Genomic DNA, 19,687 nt, shown 5'->3' with positions numbered 1-19,687 from the left:
ATTGAGATGAGAAACGATTTAGAGTTAGATGCAATTATTGAAGATTATCTGTTAGGTAAGCTTAATCCTCAGGAAACTGAGGCCTTTGAACAATTGCGTCGTAATGATGCAACAATTGATCATAAGGTTGTTTCACATAAGGTGTTTTTGCATAATATGGAAGAATATGCAGAGCAATTACGTTTAAAGGAACAATTAGACGCTATTCATAGTGAAATTGATGTAGATGCAATTTCTGCTCAAGTAGGTCCTCATCCTTCCAAGGTTGTTCAGTTGTGGCGCAAACATAAATCTGCCATTGCAGTTGCTGCTTCATTTATTGTTTTATCATTTGTTTCTATTTATTCTATACAGCACAATAGCCAACAGACTGATAAGTATGTTCAATTGAGCAAGCAGGTTAATAATTCATTAAAAACTCAAAACAATCTAATTAGAAAGATAAGTAGCGATAATACTCCTGTAAACAAATTAACCAACCCAGGTAATTTTGGAGGTACAGGTTTTGCAGTATCTACCAATGGGTACATCGCTACTAACTTACACGTTATTAAAGACGCAGATTCAGTTTATATTCAAAACAGCGATGGTGAATCTTTCAAAGTAAAAGTTGTGCACAGAGATTCTGAATATGATATTGCTATTTTAAAGATAGATGATAAGAATTTCAGAAATTTATCGGCATTACCATATACCATCAAGAAAAATAGTACCGGTGTAGGTGAGAACGTTTACACTTGGGGCTATCCTAAAGATGACGCCGTGTTGGGTGAAGGTTATGTAAGTTCTAAAAGTGGATTCATAGGCGATACAACACAATACCAAGTTGCAATTCCTTTAAATCCTGGTAATAGCGGTGGTCCGTTGTTAGATAATAATGGTAATCTGGTAGGTATTATCAGTGGAAAAGAAACAGCTGCAGAAGGTGCATCATTCGCAGTAAAATCAAAATATATATTAGAAGCTATGCGAGCAATTCCTCAAGATTCTTTAGGTAAAAAACTTACTGTTAATAAGAAAAGCATTTTATCTGGAATGAGACGCGACAAGCAGATTGAGAAGTTGCAGGATTATGTATTTATGATAAAGGTGTATAACTAATAACCCAAACAAATTAATATTTTTAAAACCTTCTGGCGTAAGCTTAGAAGGTTTTTTTATAATATTTATTTTAAAAATATAAAATCTATGTATTTAGTATAGTATTTGGTAAATTTGATTAAATCAACTTAAAAAATAATACTATGAGCATAAGATTAGGCGATACGGCACCAAACTTTAAAAGTAACACATCAATTGGTGAAATCGATTTTTACGAATATTTAGGCGATAGTTGGGGAGTTTTGTTTTCTCACCCGGCAGATTATACGCCTGTTTGCACCACAGAATTGGGCAGAACAGCTGCGTTAAAAGATGAATTTGAAAAACGCAATGTTAAAGTTTTAGCCATTAGTGTAGATACAGCTGATTCTCACAAAGGTTGGATAAATGATATAAATGAAACGCAACACACTTCTGTTGAGTTTCCGATTATTGCAGACCCAGATAAGGTTGTTGCAAATTTATACGATATGATCCATCCCAATGCATCAGAAACCTTGACAGTACGTTCATTATTTGTGATCAGTCCTGATAAAAAAATCAAACTTATCATAACTTATCCTGCATCAACAGGTAGAAATTTTAATGAGGTGTTACGTGTAATTGATTCGCTGCAATTAACTGCTAAATATAGTGTTGCTACCCCGGCTGACTGGCAAGATGGAGAAGATGTTATTGTGATGAATAGCATTAAAACGGAAGATATTGCTGAGAAGTTTCCTAAAGGCCATACTGTTATTAAACCTTACTTACGTACTACACCACAGCCAAATAAATAATTAATTTGATGTTAGCATAACTGTGATTATGTTATGAGAATTAACTGATAAGCTCGTTAAGTTATTGAAACATAAAATTATTATTACGTAATTGAAAATCGATAAATTTAAAACCGTAATTATTATATTTGATAGTTTTGTTTCCCTATTTAGTGCATATTCCGGTTATTTAAGCGATTTAAATTCCTATTAATTGTATAAAATAAGAAACAAGGCGATAAGGGTTTTATTTTTTATACAATTTTTTATTTTTTTTATGGCTAACGGAAAAGTTAAATGGTTTAATACTCAGAAAGGCTTTGGATTTATTGTTCAGGAAGACAATAAGGATTTATTTGTACATTTTAAAGATGTTTTAGGCGGAATTGAGAGTTTAAAAGAAAACGATCAGGTAGAATTTGACGTTGCTGAAGGTAGAAAAGGTTTACAGGCTGTAAACGTTAAGAAAGTTTAAGTATAAATTATACAATTGTACATCCCTAAAAGCGAAAAGGCTTTCCATAATTTGGGAAGCCTTTTTAATAATATTGAATTATTGAAGCCTTGATTATAATATTCTGATTTTGGTAGTTTTTAGTGAATATTAGAAACTTATCATTGCTACTGCTAATTTTATATTTCCTGATTAAATCTTCTGCTTTGGCTGGGTAATTTCTTACGATAACATTTCCCTTCAATAGTTTTTTAGATTTTAATTCACCGCTTGAAATAATTTCTTCTATTTCAAATATCCTTCCAGGGAAGTTATTATTTATTGTTTGGGATATATACAACTGAGTTTGTTGCTGTAACTTTCTTAAATTATACTGCGTAGCGATTAAATTAAATGCACCCGATTTTAATAACGCTGCATCGGGCTCATATAAGTATTTTTCTAAATTTACATCTTCAGCAAAATTAGCCGTTGTTGCAAATTGAGATTTTGAAAAACTGAATTCCTTTACCTTCTCATTTATAGTAACGGCAGCAATTTTAATATCCTTATCGTAGCGTTTATCGATAACCCAAATCAATTCTTTGCATTCATTTTTTACACTGATGATATGAATTTCGCTTACGTTTGTTAGCTCTGATAGTCCTGCCGTAATATCAAGCAATGGGGCTGTTTTAATAATTACTCTTTCCGCTTTTGCAAGTAGTAGATTAAGATTGGAAACGACATCGGGTGTACAATCTTTTAGCATGAATACTTTGCCTTTTTCAGCTCTACGGGCAGGATCTATGTATATGGTATCAAATGTTTGGTTTGAAGTTTTGATAAATTCTAAACCATCGCCTGCAATGAAATCAATATTATTAGCGCCTAAAATTTTAGCATTATGTTCAGCAATTTTTGATAGTTCTGCATTAATTTCGCAATGAACAACATGGTGTATATTTTTCGCAAAATAAAACGAATCTACTCCAAAACCTCCAGTTACGTCAATCAGCGATTTTCCTTTTATTAACTTAGATTTATATTTGGCTGTAACTTCTGATGAAGTTTGTTCTACCGAAAGTGCTTGCGGGTAATAAATATTTTCTGCGACATACCAAGAAGGTAATTTCTTCTCAGCTTTCTTTTTTGCATTAATTTGGTTTGCTAATTCAGCAGCGGTAACGTTATCAAACGGGCTTTTAGCTAAAGCAATTTGATTTACATCTGCATTTAAATTTGCATTAATGTAATTCTGAACGCCTTTATCTAAAATATTGTTATTCATTTCTAATTTGTTTTTCGGTTCAAAACAGGTCTAGTTAAACATAGACATATTGTTTTTAACCAAATAACATTTTTATTAAACTTTGTTTTTCATCACCATTTGACAAGTGTGTCTGCTTTTAACTTCTAGCAAAATATCTTTATTTACAGCTACCCGATCTATTGTTTGTTGGTTGTAATACCTTATCGTCACCAATTCGAGTCCTTTATTGTATTTAACAGTAAACTGAGTGGAAAGTGCAGCAATCAGTTTTGTAATCTTTTCTTCATTATCATCTACACTAACAGAAAAGCTAATGGCAGAATTAAGCATTGTATTAATCTTAATTTTGTGCTGGTGGAAAAGTTCAAATATGTTACTTAGATTTTCCTCGATAATAAAAGAATAATCCTTCGGGAAAATAGAAATCAAAGCCTGGTTTATTTTGAATATAAAAGAAGGAACAGGTAGTGGATTGCTCTCCTTTGTAATTGCGGTTCCACTTGCTTCAGGCTGCAAAAATGAACGTACAAATAGTGGTATGCCTTTATTTTGTAATGGTTTTATGGTTTTTGGATGAATAACGGTTGCGCCATAATACGTCAGCTCAATCGCATCGTGATAAGATAGTTGTGGAATCTTTTCTGTTTCATCAAACCATTTTGGATCGGCATTTAACACACCCGGAACATCTTTCCAAATGGTTAAGGCATTAGCATTCAGGCATGATGCAAAAATCGCGGCCGAATAATCGGAGCCTTCTCTTCCCAAAGTAGTTGTGTAGTTTTCGCTTGTGCCACCAATAAAGCCTTGTGTAACGATAATATTTTGATGCAAAAGACTAATCAAATCTCTTTGGATTAGCTGATTGGTTTTGTCCCAATCTACTTTACCTTCACGATAAGTATTGTCTGTTTGTATATAATTTCTTGCATCAACCCAAAGTGTTTTAATATTAGTTTCATTTAACCATGCAGCTACAATTTTAGTAGAAACCACTTCTCCGATTGATACAATTTGGTCGTAAATATAATCGGGATCATTATCAGGCTCATCCTCTAATAGCCAGTCTATTTCTACAAATGTATTGGCTACATCATCGTAAACCGGATTATTGGTTCCTTTAAAAAGTTCTTCAATCAGATTAAAGTGAAAATGTTTTACCTCATCAAAAATAGAATGTGCAGTATCGCTTTGTAGTAAGTAAGCTTGTGTAAGTTCTTCGAGTTTGTTGGTCATTTTGCCCATTGCAGATACTACGATTAGCAATTCACCTTTTTTGTATTCGCTAACAATATTAGCCAGGTTTTTTACACCTTCAACATCTTTAACAGAAGCACCCCCGAATTTAAAAATATCCATAAATTAAAATCCCTTAATCTGTTCTTTTGAAAAAGAAGCATTTAGCCAGCCCTCTTCCAGATGAGCTTTATATTTATTGTAAAAATTGATTGCCGGTTCATTCCAATCTAAAACTTGCCAAACCATACCGCTATAATTACCGTTTTTAGTAGTTTCGATTACCTTTTCAAAAAGAATTTTACCAATGCCTTTACCTCGATATTCTTCGGTTATGATAAAATCTTCCAAATATAATCTACAACCTTTCCAGGTAGAATAACGGGTGTAATATAGCGCAAAACCAACTATAATATTATCAACTTCTGCAACATATGCTTTCCAAACTGGACTTTCACCAAAACCTGCATCAATAAAATGTTCCAAGGTAACGGTTACTTCTTCTGGAGCTCGTTCGTAAATAGCCAGTTCATTAATTAATTCTAAAATTCTTGTACAATCCGCTGCAACTGCTTCCCTTATTTTCGTATCTATCATTTTAATTAATTTGCCGAAATGTCAGCTTTAAAATGTTTAATTATTCTTTTACCAAAAATTCCACTACCAATTCTTACCATGGTACTACCTTCTTCTATAGCAATTTTGTAATCGGCACTCATGCCCGTTGATAATTCTTTAAAGCTGTCATCACTACTAAAAAAGCTAATTTTCAAACCATCAAAGAAAACTTTCAATTCGTTAAATTCTACTTTGATTTGCTTTTCATTCTTTGTATTTGTAGCAATGGCCATCAAGCCAACAATACGAATGTTTTTAAGTGTTTGATATTCATCAGAACGTAAAAGTTCAATGGTTTCATCGTAACCTAAACCAAATTTGGTTTCTTCATCAGCAATGTAGATTTGCAAAAGGCAATCGATAACTCGTTTATTTTTAAGGGCTTGCTTGTTAATTTCTTGCAGTAGTTTTAAGCTGTCAACACCGTGAATTAACTTAACAAATGGAGCAATGTATTTAACTTTATTTGACTGTAAATGCCCAATCATGTGCCATTCGATATCTTGTGGCAAATGCAATTGCTTATCAACCATCTCCTGAACTTGATTTTCGCCAAAGATTCGCTGTCCTGCGTTGTAGGCCTCCAAAAGAACTTCGTTTGATTGTGTTTTAGAAACAGCGATAAGTTTAACGCCATCCTTTTCTACTTCACTTTTATATTGTTTAAGATTATCAGCTATGCTCATTTATAACTATTTTTGCGTAAAATTAATAACCTTGTTGCAATTTGGGCAATAAATAATACTTTAATTCTAAATGAGAAATTTGATATGCGTTTTAGCGGCAACAATTATATTGTTTGCTTGTAAAGCTAAAAGGCCAAACGATATTATTGAGCCAGATAAAATGCAAAAGATTTTGTATGATATACATGTTGTAGATGGTTATATTTCTACCTTACCCACACCAGATACAACTAAAAAAGTTGCAGCAGGTTATTACAGGGGTATATATAAAAAGTTTGGAATAGATTCTTCAAAATTTGCAAATAGTATGAAATATTACTACACCCATCCGGCAGATTTGGATAAAATTTATAAAAATATTTCGAGAACCTTGGAGAAAAGGAAGCGAGCCATGGAAAAGGCAGATTCGATATCAAAATCAAAAGTAAAAGTTCTTCCTGCAGTTAAATAATATGTTATATCCCGAAAATTGTTTAGAGCGTTTAGGTTTTGTAGAAATCAGGCAGCTTATCAGTAAGCATTGTTTAAGTCCGATGGGGCAAACAATGGTTCAAAAGATGCAGGTTATGAACCGTTTTGACCAAATTGATAAGTTTTTGCGACAAACCAACGAGTTTAAAAGCATCATCCAAAACCAAGAGCCTTTACAAATTAATTCGTTTTTTGATATTAAGTCATTAATCGAAAAGATACGTGTTGAAGGTACTTATTTGCAAGAAGATGAATGGTTTAAGATTTATACTTCGTTACAAACTGTTTTTTCTGTACTTCGGTTTTTTGAAGAAAGAGCAGAAGTTTATCCAACACTAGAAGCCCTGTTTGAACATCTGCCTATTGAAAAAAATATTCTGCGTAAGGTAGAAAATGTGATTGATATTAAAGGTAAAATCAAACCAAATGCATCTAAAGAATTACAGGAAATTTCCTCATCAATTGCTAAAGCCGAGCAAGATGTTAGAAAAAGAATGGATTCTATTTATAAGCAAGCAGTTGCAAACAATTGGGTGGCAGATGGTAGTTTAACCATTCGTGATGGAAGAATGTGTATTCCGGTTTTGGCAGAAAATAAGCGTAAACTTAAGGGTTTCGTTCATGATGAATCTGCATCCGGGCAAACGGTTTACATAGAACCTGAAGAAGTTTTTACACTAAACAACAAACTCCGCGATTTAGAATTTGATAAACGTAGAGAAATTATAAAAATTTTAATTGCCCTTACGGATGAGCTTCGACCTTATTCGCCACTTCTACTATCTTATCATGGATTTTTAACCAAACTTGATTTTGTTAGAGCAAAGGCATTATTTGCCATCGAAATAGAAGGGGAGATGCCCGGTTTATTGAAGGAACCTAAAACAAAACTGATTAATGCAAGGCACCCTTTATTAACCTTATCATTTGCAGCCGAAAAGAAAACGGTAACACCATTAAACATTCATATAGATGAATTAACCAGGGTTGTTTTAGTTTCAGGACCAAACGCAGGTGGTAAATCGGTTTGTATGAAAACTGTTGGTTTATTGCAAATTATGCTTCAAACTGGTTTATTAATTCCTGTTGATGCCAATAGCGAAGTAGGGATTTTTGAAAATATTTATGCTGATATTGGTGATGATCAATCCATAGAAAGCGATTTAAGTACTTATAGTGCTCACTTAAAAAAGATGCGCTATTTTGTAGAACACGCTTCGCCTAAAACAATGGTGCTAATTGATGAATTTGGTACAGGTACCGACCCTCAATTTGGCGGACCAATGGCTGAAGCTGTTTTAGAAGTATTAAACAATAAAAAAGTACGTGGTGTGATTACGACGCACTATTCTAATTTAAAACTGTTTGCGGGTAATACCGAAGGTTTGGAAAACGCATCAATGCTTTTTGATAATGCCAAAATGAAGCCGCTATACATTTTGGAAATGGGTAAACCAGGTAGTTCGTATGCCTTTGAAATTGCGCAAAATATAGGTTTGCCGAAAGAAGTTATTCAACTCGCCCGACAGAAAACCGGTTCCAATCAAAACCGGGTTGATACCATGCTGGTAGATTTAGAACGGGAAAAGAAAACCATTTATGATACCAAAGTTAGTTTAGCAAATCAACAAAACAAAGCCAAAAACCTGGTTGCTGAAAATGAAAAATTAAGGGCTTTTTTGGATGAAAATAGAAGAGTTTTAATTAAAGAAGCAAAGCAGGAAGCACAAAATATTATTAAAAATGCCAACAAACTTGTTGAAAATACAATTGCCGAAATTAAAGAAAAGCAAGCCGATAAGGTTATAACAAAGGAGTTGAGGCAGAATTTGCAAAAAGAGTTGGTTAAAAATACCAATCCTAAAGAAAAACCAAAACCTCAACTCGTAGTTGTTGATGGTGAAATTGCTGTTGGAGATTGGGTTAAGTTTACGGATAGCGAAACTACTGCTCAGGTATTGGAAATTAATAGAAATGAACTGGTTTTGGCTATGGGTGATTTGCGGTCAAACGTGAAGAAGAATCGTGTTCAAAAAATCAGCAACAAGGAGGCAAAAAAAGTTATTCAAAGTAGTGCTGGTTCTTTTGCCGGTAGGATGAATGAAGCAGTTTCTGGCTTTAGAGCAGAACTTGATTTACGTGGCAAACGTACTGAAGATGCGCTTTTTGAAGTTGAAAAGTATTTAGATAAGGCAATAATGCTTGGCTTTCCATCCATAAAATTAATTCATGGCAAAGGAGATGGTATTTTAAGAAAAATGATTCGGGAATACCTTAAAAAATATAGCCAGGTAAATAGGATGGAAGATGAACATGCCGATAGAGGTGGTGATGGTATAACTTACGTATATTTGAATTGATAAATCACTGATTGCTAAAACTATAAGGTGTTATATTTGTTGTCATTGAAATCCGGAAATTATGAAAGCAATTATCACCTGTTTGGTTGTGCTATTGATGTGCACAAGTTGCAAAAAAAATAAAAGCGATGATGGTGATACAGGAAATTTACCAGACGTTGAGTTAAAAAACAGAGTTGCTGTTTCAGGTTTGAGATTTCCATGGGGTATGGTTTATGGCTCTGATAATTTCATTTGGTTTACAGAAAGAGGTGGTAAAATTAGTCGTTTAAATCCTGCCACCGGACAAATAGTTCCATTACTTACAATTGCTGAAGTTAGAGAAAACGGTGAAGGTGGTTTACTTGGGATTGCTTTGAATTCAGATTTTTCTACTAATCCATGGGTTTTTGTCGCTTATAATTACGGAAGTAGCTATAAAGAAAAAATTGTTCGATATACTTATTCAGGTGGAGCGTTAATTAACCCGATAACTATAATTGATAATATTGGTGCGTCTTCTACACACAACGGTTCGCGTTTATTGATTAGTGGTGGGAAACTCTTTATTTCAACTGGTGACGCCGCAGATACCAATACACCACAAAATATAAATTCTACCTCGGGTAAAATTCTAAGATTAAATTTAGATGGTTCAGTGCCATCAGATAATCCATATCCCAACAACCCGCTTTGGTCTTACGGGCATCGCAACCCTCAAGGTTTGGTACAGGTGGGTAATAAAATTTTCTCTTCAGAGCACGGACCTGATTCGGATGACGAAATCAATGTCATTGAAAAAAACAGAAATTATGGCTGGCCTAATATTAAGGGTTTATGTAACGAAAGTGGAGAGCAGGGTTTTTGCTCAGCTAATAATGTTGCGGTTCCATTAATTACCTGGACACCAACCATTGCGCCTAGTGGAGTGGCTTATTACAATTCTGATTATATTCCTCAGTTTAAAAATTCATTATTATTAGCCGTGTTGAAAAATACCAAGCTTATGCAGCTGAAATTAGATGATGCTCAAACTAAAATTGATGGAACGAAGGATTTCTTTGTGAATACTTATGGCAGAATGAGAGATGTTTGTGTATCGCCAGAAGGAAAAATCTATGTGTGTACGAGTAACGGAACCGATGATAAAATAATCGAAATTTATAAATAATTATTTTTTATCCTTACCAGGACATTTCTTACATCGTTTTCCTTTTTTATATTTTTCGCAGCATTTTTTATGTTCGGCAGTACAGCTGAATATAAAACCCATCCCTTTTTGAAATTCTGGGTCTGTTGGAATTCTTAAATCGTCGTTATCATTAAATATCACGTTGCAAAGGTAATTGTTATTTAGATTAATTCCAATTCATTATTCTTTAAAGGGGTGTTGAAGTTGTGTTCAAATCCTGCATCAAATATTTTAAAAAGCTATCTGCTTTCTGTACTTTAGCGGTCTAACCATAATATTCATAAAATGATAAATAAAGTTGTATCAGGCGCTGAAGAAGCCATCCATGATATATCTGATGGCGTTACCATTATGCTTGGCGGATTCGGATTATGTGGCATTCCTGAAAACTGCATAAACGCATTAGTTGCAAAAAAAACTAAAAACCTTACATGTATTTCTAACAATGCTGGCGTAGATGATTTTGGAATAGGATTGATGTTAAAGCAACGTCAGGTTAAAAAGATGATATCTTCTTATGTTGGTGAAAATGCTGAATTTGAGAGGCAACTTTTAAGCGGCGAACTAGAGGTTGATTTAATACCTCAAGGAACACTTGCAACCAGATGTTTAGCTGCTGGTTACGGTATGCCAGCGATATTTACACCTGCTGGTGTGGGTACCGAAGTTGCCGAAGGAAAAGAAATCAGAAACTTTGATGGAAAGGATTACTTAATGGAATATGCTTTTGATGCTGATTTTGCATTGGTAAAAGCCTGGAAAGGGGACACCGCAGGTAATTTAATTTTCCGTTCTACAAGCAGAAACTTTAATCCGGTTATGGCAATGGCAGGCAAAACTACCATCGCTGAAGTTGAGGAATTGGTAGAAGCTGGTGAATTGGATCCCGACCACATACACACTCCCGGAATTTATGTTCATCGCATTTTTCAGGGCAAGGATTATGAAAAAAGAATTGAACAACGAACGGTTCGGAAGAAATAGGTTAATTGGTTCATTAGTTTATTGGTTCATTAGTTTATTGGTCATTAGTTAATTAGTCATTGGTTCATTGGTGATTGGTTAATTGGTCATTAGTTCATTATTCATTCAAAATTCACTCATTCAATATTCTCTCATTCAAAATTCACTAATTCACTCATTTTAAAAACATGGCATTTTCAAAAGAAGAAATCGCACAACGTATTGCTAAAGAAATAAAAGATGGTTACTATGTTAATCTGGGTATTGGAATACCGACATTGGTTGCCAATTACATTCCAAAAGGAATAAATATCGTATTACAATCTGAAAATGGATTATTAGGTATGGGGCCTTTCCCGTTTGAGGGCGAAGAAGATGCTGATTTAATTAATGCCGGAAAACAAACCATTACTACTTTACCAGGTTCATCCATATTTGATTCGGCAATGAGCTTTGGTATGATTAGAGCACAGAAAGTTGATTTAACAATTTTAGGGGCTATGGAAGTTTCTGAAAACGGAGATATTGCCAATTGGAAAATTCCAGGGAAAATGGTCAAAGGTATGGGCGGAGCGATGGATTTGGTAGCATCGGCTAAGAATATCATCGTTGCTATGCAACATATAAATAAAGCCGGAGAAAGTAAATTGTTGCCAAATTGTACCTTGCCGTTAACTGGCGTAAAATGTATAAGGAAAGTAGTCACCGAACTTGCTGTATTGGATATTTTAACAGAAGGTGGTTTTAAACTTTTAGAACGTGCTCCTGGTGTTAGTGTCGATTTTATTAAGCAATCTACTTTAGGAAGGTTAGTAGTTGAAGGTGAAATCCCTGAAATGCAACTAAACTAGTTAGGTTTTAAAGCAACAAAGATTCCAGAGTTTATCATAAAAGGAAGTGCTATAACAATTATACTGGCAAGTATATCGAACCAGTTATTGTGAGTCTTTTCCCCACGTAGAATGAGATGAAAATCTCGAAGATTAATTTTTTTAGAAATATTATTTACTACAAATATCAAAGAAATAAATAATATGGGAACAAAGGAGAATAAATCTTGTCCCGCATTCATGATGCTTATTATTGCAATAGCAGCTAATACTAATGAAATGACGATGTGAATTACAAGCGTTTTTTTATCGTTTAGCAATGCTTTGTATAACCTAAATGGCGGTTTCATTCTCAATGGATCAAGGAGATAAAGCCAATAAATAATGGCTATAAAGCTCAACGCTAATGAAAATGAATCCATTTGCATATTAGTTTATATCAACTAGAATGCTGTTTCTTAAGTTATTAGAAATATCCTCGGTAATGGCTATAATTTCGTCTGGCTCATTGGTATTGTTCATCACAATCTTATGGCAGATATCTTTATATGGCAATAAATACTCCTTGTAAGCCGGCAAAACGTGATTATGCCATTTGTAAAGTACATCTTCCTCCGGATATCCACGTTCCAAACCATCTCTTTTTACCCTGCGATCAAGCGCTACTTGTTCATCTGCATCAACAAAAATCATATGATCTAATAATGCTGCAATTTCTTTAAAATGGAGGATAAACAAGCCTTCAACAATAATGATTGGTGCTGATTTTATTTCTAAAATTTTAACAACCGCAAGTGGATTATTGAAATTATATTCCTTTTTATAAACTACTTCGCCATCAAGCAATTGTTTAATGTCTTTCAAAAACTGCTGACTATCAATTGTCGAGGGTAAATCGAAATTAAACAGTTTGTTTTCTTCCTGGGTCATATCACCAGCAGGGATGTAGTAGTCATCCTGTGAAACAAGCGTAACTTCATCCTGTTTAAAATGATGAAGGAAACAGTTTAAGAAAAAAGTTTTGCCAGAGCCGCTTCCTCCGGCAATCCCAATTATAAATGGTTTTTTATTCAAGTTCATGCACACCGTACGTTAAATTGCAGAAAAATCTTTTGTCTAAGGCGCCAAGCGAATCTGCTACGGCTTTAGTCATTACAATTATAACATCTTTTGTGGATTCGTTCTCAGTAAATTTACCAACAACCTTTGCTAATGCTGTACGATTAGTCATTGGGTTGGTTAATTTAATTATGGTACCAATAGGGGCGGTGCGGTGTAAAACCAACATTTTCGATGCATCTAAATCTGCATCAGTAATAGAAACTGCTGTTCCTTTTTCTTCAATTTGATTCAAGCCATATTTACTTGGTGCGCCACGAAGTTTAGGGTCTTTGAAAGCTGTACTATCTGGATTTACTTCTTGTTCTTGCTTAGATAAATCATTAACTGATTTAGGTTCAGGTGGTCTTGGTATAATCAATTTCTGACCAACCGTTATCGCATTATCATTTAATTTATTTGCTGTTCTAATTTGGTAAGCTGTCAAATTAAACTTCTTAGCAATATTAAAAATAGTTTCTCCTGTTCCTACTGTGTAAAGAAAGCTTTCGCCTGGAATAGTATCTTTATCCTTAACAATAACCTCTACCGTTTTTTCTTTAACAACAGGAATTTCGGTTGTAATCCCTGTAGGTATTTTCAAAACCTGACCAGTATTTAGGGTATTATCACTTAAGTTGTTTAAACGCCTGATTTGATATGCAGTAATGCCATATTGCTGAGCGACTTTAAATATACTTTCGCCTTTTTTTACCGTGTGAGTACCTGTAGCATCTTTAACTTCTGTTCCAATTTGAACAGTCTCTACTGTTGTTACAACCTTATCGCCTTCAACATTTTTAGTAGCAGGAATTTTTAATTTCTGGCCAATACGTAAATTATTTCCAGATAGATTATTTAGTTTTCTTATTTCATCAACTGTTGTTCGATACTTTTCTGCAATTTTCCCTAGAAACTCTTTTGGCTGTACAATATGCTCTACTAATGTTTGAGTTGCCATTTCCTTAGTCTGCTGTGTTGTAACAACTTGTTCAACAGGTTTTGTCGGTTCGGTTTTCGAAACAGGAATCACTGTTGGTTGAGCCTGTACAGCTTCACCATTTTTTACAGGGATTTTTAAAACCTGCCCAATACTTAAATTAATATTTTTAAGATTGTTGAGTGCTTTTAACTCATTAACTGTGGTGCCATACTTTTCAGCAAGCATGTTTAAATTATCTTTCGGTTTTACAACATGCTCGGTAACATTTGCCGGAGTATTTGCTGGTTGTTGGGTATTACCCGACGTTGTTACAAAAGGTATGTTTGTTGGAACTTTTATGATAACACCTATTTGCAGGTATTTATTCTCATTAAAAGCCATTATGTCTTTTGGAGCAACATTGTATCTTCTACCAATAGCATAATAGGTGTCTTTCGCAGCCGTTTGATGAATAATTAATTTCTTGCCGTTATTATTTTCTACTCCTATGGAGTCGATTAATGCGTTTGCCTTAGCGGTAGCTACATTTAGCGCTAATAATACTATGGCAGATAAGCCTATCTTATACATTTATTTTCTTTAAATTTTTTAATCAGGGGAAGCAATTATACGAATAAAATTATAAAACCAATAGTTTTTAGCCGTTGATTACAGGCCAATTTTATACTGATTGTATTATGCTAAAATTCATATATTATTAATTTACAAATACTTATATTTTTAATGCTACTATAATTATGTTTATTAAACGATAGGATAAAAAAGGTATTGTTTAAATACAGATTTATGCGAAACTTTTCTTTTATTTAGTTGTTACGTTGGCATATAATCAATTCAAAAATAAATTAAAATGGACGCTAAAGAAATCAGCTTAAACGAGAAAGAGGTTAAACCTGTTGTAGATCTTTTAAACGACTACCTGGCTAATTACCATATACATTATCAAAAATTAAGAGGTTGTCATTGGAATATTAAAGGACAAAATTTCTTTACCTTACACGTAAAGTTCGAAGAGCTTTACACCAATGCTCAATTAACCATTGATGAAATTGCTGAACGTGTTTTAACTTTAGGTAAACCACCTCACAGTCGTTTTGCAGATTACATCAAAGAATCTAAAATCAAAGAAATTGATACCATTGGTATGAAAGATCTTGATATGGTTGATGCGATTTTAGATGATATGGCAAGCCTAATAGAAATTGAAAGAGAACTGCTAGAAGCTACTGATAAAGCAGGAGATGATGGTTCTAATGATATGGTGAATCGTTTCATGCAGTTTAAAGAAAAAAATACCTGGATGCTTCGTTCATTCGCTGGAAAGAAATAATAATCTTTTTATTGTAAAAAGCCGTAGATATACAGCGTAAATGCTGTTTATCTACGGCTTTTTTGTTTTACAGAATTACTAAATATCTATCTTTGAATATGGCATATATCAGTTTAGCAGAGTGCGTTAAAGATTTAGAAAAACACGGTCATTTAATCAGAATAAAGGAAGAGGTAGATCCTTATTTGGAAATGGCTGCCATACATCTACGTATCTATGAGAGCAACGGCCCGGCAATTCTTTTTGAGAAGATAAAAGGAAGTTCGTTTCCGGCGTTATCAAATTTATTTGGCACATTGGAGCGGTCTAAATTCATTTTTAGAGATACTTTGCCGAAAGTGCAGCAATTGGTTTCGTTAAGAAACGATCCAATGAAGGCACTCAAAAATCCTTTCAAGTATGTAGGTTCTGCTATGTCTGCTCTATCGGCTTTGCCTTTAAAAACCCCTTCAGCTAAAAGTAAATTCCTAAAAACGACGATAAGTAAATTGCCGCAAATAGTAAATTGGCCAATGGATGGTGGTCCGTTTGTAACCATGCCACAGGTTTACACCGAAGATGTAGAAAAGCCAGGTATTTTAAATGCCAATTTAGGTATGTATAGAATTCAGCTTGGCGGAAGTGATTACATTCAGGATAAAGAAATCGGCTTACATTATCAAATTCATCGCGGTATTGGGGTTCATCAATCAAAGGCTAATGCTTTAGGCAAGCCTTTAAAAGTTAGTATTTTTGTTGGTGGTCCGCCGTCACATCCTTTGGCAGCTGTTATGCCTTTGCCCGAAGGTTTATCAGAAATGACTTTCGCAGGTGCACTTGGCGATAGAAGATTCAGGTATTTCTATGATGATGAAGGTTTTTGTATTTCTGCAGATGCTGATTTCATCATTACAGGTATGGTTTATCCTAATGAAAATAAATCTGAAGGACCTTTTGGCGATCATTTAGGCTATTATAGTTTAGCGCATCCATTCCCATTAATGAAAGTGCACAATGTTTATCATAAAAAAGATGCAATCTGGTCTTTCACCGTTGTTGGTCGCCCACCGCAGGAAGATACAAGTTTTGGTGCTCTGATTCATGAGATTACCGGTTCAGCCATTCCACAAGAAATCCATGGTTTAAAAGAAGTTCACGCAGTTGATGCTGCTGGTGTGCATCCATTATTATTTGCTATAGGCAGCGAACGTTACACACCCTATTTAAAGGAGCGGAAACCTCAAGAAATTTTAACCATTGCAAATCATATTCTTGGTAAAAATCAACTCAGTTTAGCTAAATGTTTATTTATTGCAGCACGTGAAGATGATGAAAATTTAAGTACACATCATGTTTCTGAATTCTTGCAACACATATTAAAGCGGATAGACTTTAAAACAGATTTGCACTTCTACACAAACACAACTATTGATACGTTAGATTACAGCGGCGATGGATTAAATAGTGGTTCTAAAGTGGTTTTTGCAGCAGCAGGGAATGAAAAGAGAACTCTTTGGGATACAGTACCAAATGATATCCAATTTCCAGATTCGTTTACAGATGCGCATATTGCAATTCCGGGTGTATTTACTTTAAAAGCTCAACCATATCAAAATGCGGAAAAAACAGCTGCAGAAATCGCATTATTAAACATTGCATTAAGGGATATAGATTTATCAGGACTACCTTTAATTGTTTTGTGCGATGATGCAAAATTTGCTGCAAAAAGCATTAACAATCTAGTTTGGGTAACTTTTACTAGAAGCAATCCTGCTGCAGATATTTATGGTATAAATGATTTTACCATCAACAAACATTGGGGCTGCAAGGGTTCATTAATTGTAGATGCGAGGAAAAAACCTCATCATGCGCCTGAGCTGATAAAAAGCGTTGAAGTAGAAGCTAAAATAAATGAAATGGCTAAAGCAGGAGGTGTGTTGTCGGGAATTATTTAGTTTGAATATGTGAGAAATTATGTAGATTTTTAGGTACATCACTCCGGATATGCCTCAAAAAAAAATATTAGTTTTCAGTTTCTTTTGTTGCTTCCTTTCTTATCTAAATTTGAAGGCCCAAATAGTTAAGTTGGATAGCTTGGCTAAAAATCTCTATAACTATTCAAATTCAAATAAGTCATCTACGTTATTTATCCATTTCGATAAAAATATTTATACCAATAATGATAAGGTATGGTTTACTGGTTACTTGTTAAAAACGGCTACAGATTTATCAAAATATAATAGTTTATACCTTTCTTTAGTTAACAATCAAGATAGTTCTGTAGTTGTTCATGAAAAATTCTTGATAGAAAATGGGTATGTTTTTGGAAGCTTAACTTTGCCGGATTCTATTCAAAGCGGAAATTACAGGTTTATCGCAAACACAAACGTTAAATTCAATGGACTGCCGGATGTTGAATTTGTTCAGCCCATCACAATTAAATCTACTACAATTAACCCCTTACTGGCGAGCATTTCTCCGTTTAAAACTAATGATAATGGAAGTGGTATCGTATTAATAAAGGCCATATCGAGCGATAATCGTTTCGTTGCTAATGCGGATGTAACCTATACCATTGGTAAAGCAGGTAAAATAATCAAATCAGGTAAGGCCAAAACAAGCATTATTGGTGAATTGATGATTGATTATTCTACAGATAAAATTAATTCAGATAATAATCAGATATCAGTTGTTGTGAAAAAGAACAATCACATCAGCTATGCAAAATTGGATTTACCGGTAAGCAGAAATCAATATGTTGTAAACTTTTACCCTGAAAGCGGCAATCTTGTCTTGGATGTTGAGAACAAAATTGGATTTGAAATTAAAGACTTACATGGTAAAGTAATAAATACAAAAGCTGTTTTATACGCTAATGAAAAAGTCTTGGATACACTCAGTACGAGTTATTCAGGAATGGGAAGTTTCTTGCTTAAACCTAAATCAGATTTAAGGTATTCTGTTAAATTACTAAATAATAGTAAGATATTAGGTGATTTTGAATTACCAAAGCCCATCAAAAGGGGTGCTACAATCAGATTAAACTCTGCTTTGAGCAACAGTGAACTTCGAACATTAATTTATAGTAATTTTAGTGGGGTTGGTCATATTGTAGTGCACAATTATGAAGAAATTTTTTTATCAAGCGATTTGAAATTAAATGCTAAAGAAGCCTTAAAAGTACGATTGAAATTAGATTCTGTACCGATAGGGTTAAACACAATCACACTGTTAGATAGTGCATATAAACCCATCGCTGAACGAATATTTTTTGCCCATTTTGATAAGATTAATCGCTTACAGATTAAAAGTAATAAAACAGTTTATAACACAAGAGACAGTGTTAAATTGGATTTAAAAATTTTAAACAATGATAATAAATTGGCAAAAGGAATGGTCTCTGTTGCTGTAGTACAGAGCAATAGAATGGCGCTTTCAAATAAAACAAATATTGTTGATTACGCTTTCTTGGAAAGTGAAATGGAATTGCTTCCTAAAAATTTATCAGGTATTAAATACACTAACATAGATTATCTTGAAAACATTCTGTTGATAAAGGGTTGGCGGAAATACAAATGGCCAGAACATGAAATTGCTAATCAAAACCAAAGTAAACAGTTTTCTGAATATGAATACACAGGTTTTATTACCAAAAATAAAAAAGCTTTAACAAAACCAGTTTTAATAAATACTATCGGTGCAAATAATGTCAATTCATTTAACACAGATAGTAATGGACGATTTTTGTTGCCATACAATACACTTTTAACTGATGGAAAATCTAAAATCTGGCTAAATATCGGAGAAAAAAACAGCGCACTATATGAAGTTAAATTGGTTGATCCATCTGAAGCCATTCAATTGTACCAGAGCAAATTGAATTATACTGAAAATAAAACCACAATGAGCTCTTTAACCCCTGACTATGAAAATATAACATCTTTATCGGGGATAAAATTAAATGAAGTAACAATAAAAAAGAAAGTAGATGATATAAGCTTTGCTTCAAATGTGTATGGAAGAAACGCTTGTGGTGATTATGTTTGCGACTACGGAATACTTAATTGTCAAAATCACAGTTTTGGAAAACTTCCCGTAAAAGGAAAAACATATCCATCTAACGGAAGAAGTATTGTTTATCAAGGCTGTTTAGAACAGCCAGTTAATCCAAATTTTTTAGTATTAAGAGGCATTTCTTTGCCTAAAGAATTTTACGTGTCGGATATTACTAATATGAATGAGCCAATAAACTTTCCAACGGTATATTGGAATTACCAACTGTTTATGGATGGTAAAAGCGATACAGTATTAAAATTTACCACAGGTGATTTAACAGGACCGTTTAAAATAATTATTCAAGGCGTTAGTGAAAATGGTGTCGTTTTTGGAGAGGAAACAATTGAGGTTAAAAAACCATAAAAAAAACTCCTGAGGATG

Annotated in this window: 18 protein-coding genes; 11 read left to right on the top strand and 7 right to left on the bottom strand. The window is 33.9% G+C overall.

Annotation, left to right across the window (positions count from 1 at the left end; genetic code table 11):
- Positions 1-6 precede the first annotated feature (6 nt).
- From D7004_RS02480 to D7004_RS02470, 3 genes are all read left to right on the top strand, one after another.
- Positions 7-1,101: a S1 family peptidase gene (locus D7004_RS02480; protein ID WP_123204288.1), complete on the top strand. Its 1,095-nt coding sequence runs from the start codon at positions 7-9 to the stop codon at positions 1,099-1,101.
- Positions 1,102-1,244: 143 nt separating this feature from the next.
- Positions 1,245-1,880, top strand: a complete 636-nt coding sequence (locus D7004_RS02475) for a peroxiredoxin (RefSeq protein WP_123204287.1) — start codon at positions 1,245-1,247, stop codon at positions 1,878-1,880.
- Between the two features lie 256 nt (positions 1,881-2,136).
- Entirely contained in the window at positions 2,137-2,334 is a 198-nt protein-coding gene (locus D7004_RS02470) for a cold-shock protein (RefSeq protein WP_123204286.1), read from the top strand.
- Positions 2,335-2,398: 64 nt separating this feature from the next.
- Here D7004_RS02470 and D7004_RS02465 read toward each other — a convergent pair whose 3' ends face one another.
- The 4 genes from D7004_RS02465 to D7004_RS02450 form a co-directional block, all read right to left on the bottom strand.
- Complete coding sequence (locus D7004_RS02465) at positions 2,399-3,583, bottom strand: THUMP-like domain-containing protein (protein WP_123204285.1); 1,185 nt, start codon at positions 3,581-3,583, stop codon at positions 2,399-2,401.
- 75 nt (positions 3,584-3,658) lie between these two features.
- Positions 3,659-4,924 (bottom strand): aspartate kinase, encoded by a 1,266-nt coding sequence (locus tag D7004_RS02460; protein WP_123204284.1) that lies wholly within the window; start codon positions 4,922-4,924, stop codon positions 3,659-3,661.
- Positions 4,925-4,927: 3 nt separating this feature from the next.
- Positions 4,928-5,398 (bottom strand): GNAT family N-acetyltransferase, encoded by a 471-nt coding sequence (locus tag D7004_RS02455; RefSeq protein WP_167459377.1) that lies wholly within the window; start codon positions 5,396-5,398, stop codon positions 4,928-4,930.
- A gap of 5 nt (positions 5,399-5,403) precedes the next feature.
- Entirely contained in the window at positions 5,404-6,105 is a 702-nt protein-coding gene (locus tag D7004_RS02450) for a YggS family pyridoxal phosphate-dependent enzyme (RefSeq protein ID WP_123204283.1), read from the bottom strand.
- Positions 6,106-6,175: 70 nt separating this feature from the next.
- On the opposite strand from D7004_RS02450, the gene D7004_RS02445 reads away from it, so the two are divergent.
- The 5 genes from D7004_RS02445 to D7004_RS02420 all read left to right on the top strand — a co-directional run bounded on the left by D7004_RS02445 (position 6,176) and on the right by D7004_RS02420 (position 11,921).
- Positions 6,176-6,556, top strand: coding sequence for a DUF4296 domain-containing protein (locus D7004_RS02445; protein ID WP_123204282.1), 381 nt, complete (start codon positions 6,176-6,178; stop codon positions 6,554-6,556).
- 1 nt (position 6,557) lies between these two features.
- Entirely contained in the window at positions 6,558-8,936 is a 2,379-nt protein-coding gene (locus D7004_RS02440) for an endonuclease MutS2 (RefSeq protein WP_123204281.1), read from the top strand.
- A 61-nt stretch (positions 8,937-8,997) separates the two neighbouring features.
- Positions 8,998-10,086 carry a PQQ-dependent sugar dehydrogenase gene (locus D7004_RS02435; protein ID WP_123204280.1) on the top strand — a complete coding sequence of 363 codons (1,089 nt, stop codon included), beginning with the start codon at positions 8,998-9,000 and terminating at the stop codon, positions 10,084-10,086.
- A gap of 306 nt (positions 10,087-10,392) precedes the next feature.
- Entirely contained in the window at positions 10,393-11,091 is a 699-nt protein-coding gene (locus tag D7004_RS02425; protein ID WP_123204278.1) for a CoA transferase subunit A, read from the top strand.
- A 167-nt stretch (positions 11,092-11,258) separates the two neighbouring features.
- The gene (locus tag D7004_RS02420) at positions 11,259-11,921 is read left to right on the top strand and encodes a CoA transferase subunit B (RefSeq protein ID WP_123204277.1); all 663 of its coding nucleotides are present in this window, start codon (positions 11,259-11,261) and stop codon (positions 11,919-11,921) included.
- Here the strand turns inward: D7004_RS02420 and D7004_RS02415 are convergent.
- Genes D7004_RS02415 through D7004_RS02405 form a run of 3 tightly spaced genes read right to left on the bottom strand, consistent with a single transcriptional unit; the run spans position 11,918 to position 14,511 of the window.
- Positions 11,918-12,322: a hypothetical protein gene (locus D7004_RS02415; protein ID WP_148042738.1), complete on the bottom strand. Its 405-nt coding sequence runs from the start codon at positions 12,320-12,322 to the stop codon at positions 11,918-11,920. The two genes, D7004_RS02420 and D7004_RS02415, sit on opposite strands and share 4 nt — an antisense overlap.
- A gap of 7 nt (positions 12,323-12,329) precedes the next feature.
- Complete coding sequence (locus D7004_RS02410; RefSeq protein WP_123204329.1) at positions 12,330-12,974, bottom strand: uridine kinase family protein; 645 nt, start codon at positions 12,972-12,974, stop codon at positions 12,330-12,332.
- The gene (locus D7004_RS02405) at positions 12,967-14,511 is read right to left on the bottom strand and encodes a LysM peptidoglycan-binding domain-containing protein (RefSeq protein ID WP_123204275.1); all 1,545 of its coding nucleotides are present in this window, start codon (positions 14,509-14,511) and stop codon (positions 12,967-12,969) included. Before D7004_RS02405 ends, D7004_RS02410 begins: the two co-directional genes overlap by 8 nt.
- Before the next feature lie 280 nt (positions 14,512-14,791).
- Here D7004_RS02405 and D7004_RS02400 point away from each other — a divergent pair, with 280 nt between their 5' ends.
- From D7004_RS02400 to D7004_RS02390, 3 genes are all read left to right on the top strand, one after another.
- Positions 14,792-15,271, top strand: a complete 480-nt coding sequence (locus D7004_RS02400) for a Dps family protein (protein WP_123204274.1) — start codon at positions 14,792-14,794, stop codon at positions 15,269-15,271.
- A gap of 98 nt (positions 15,272-15,369) precedes the next feature.
- Complete coding sequence (locus D7004_RS02395; protein ID WP_123204273.1) at positions 15,370-17,205, top strand: UbiD family decarboxylase; 1,836 nt, start codon at positions 15,370-15,372, stop codon at positions 17,203-17,205.
- 109 nt (positions 17,206-17,314) lie between these two features.
- Positions 17,315-19,669 carry a hypothetical protein gene (locus D7004_RS02390; protein ID WP_123204272.1) on the top strand — a complete coding sequence of 785 codons (2,355 nt, stop codon included), beginning with the start codon at positions 17,315-17,317 and terminating at the stop codon, positions 19,667-19,669.
- Positions 19,670-19,687: the final 18 nt, after the last annotated feature.

This window comes from Pedobacter jejuensis, assembly GCF_003725795.1.
GTDB lineage: Bacteria > Bacteroidota > Bacteroidia > Sphingobacteriales > Sphingobacteriaceae > Pedobacter > Pedobacter jejuensis.
This window is presented reverse-complemented; position numbering and strand designations above follow the sequence as displayed.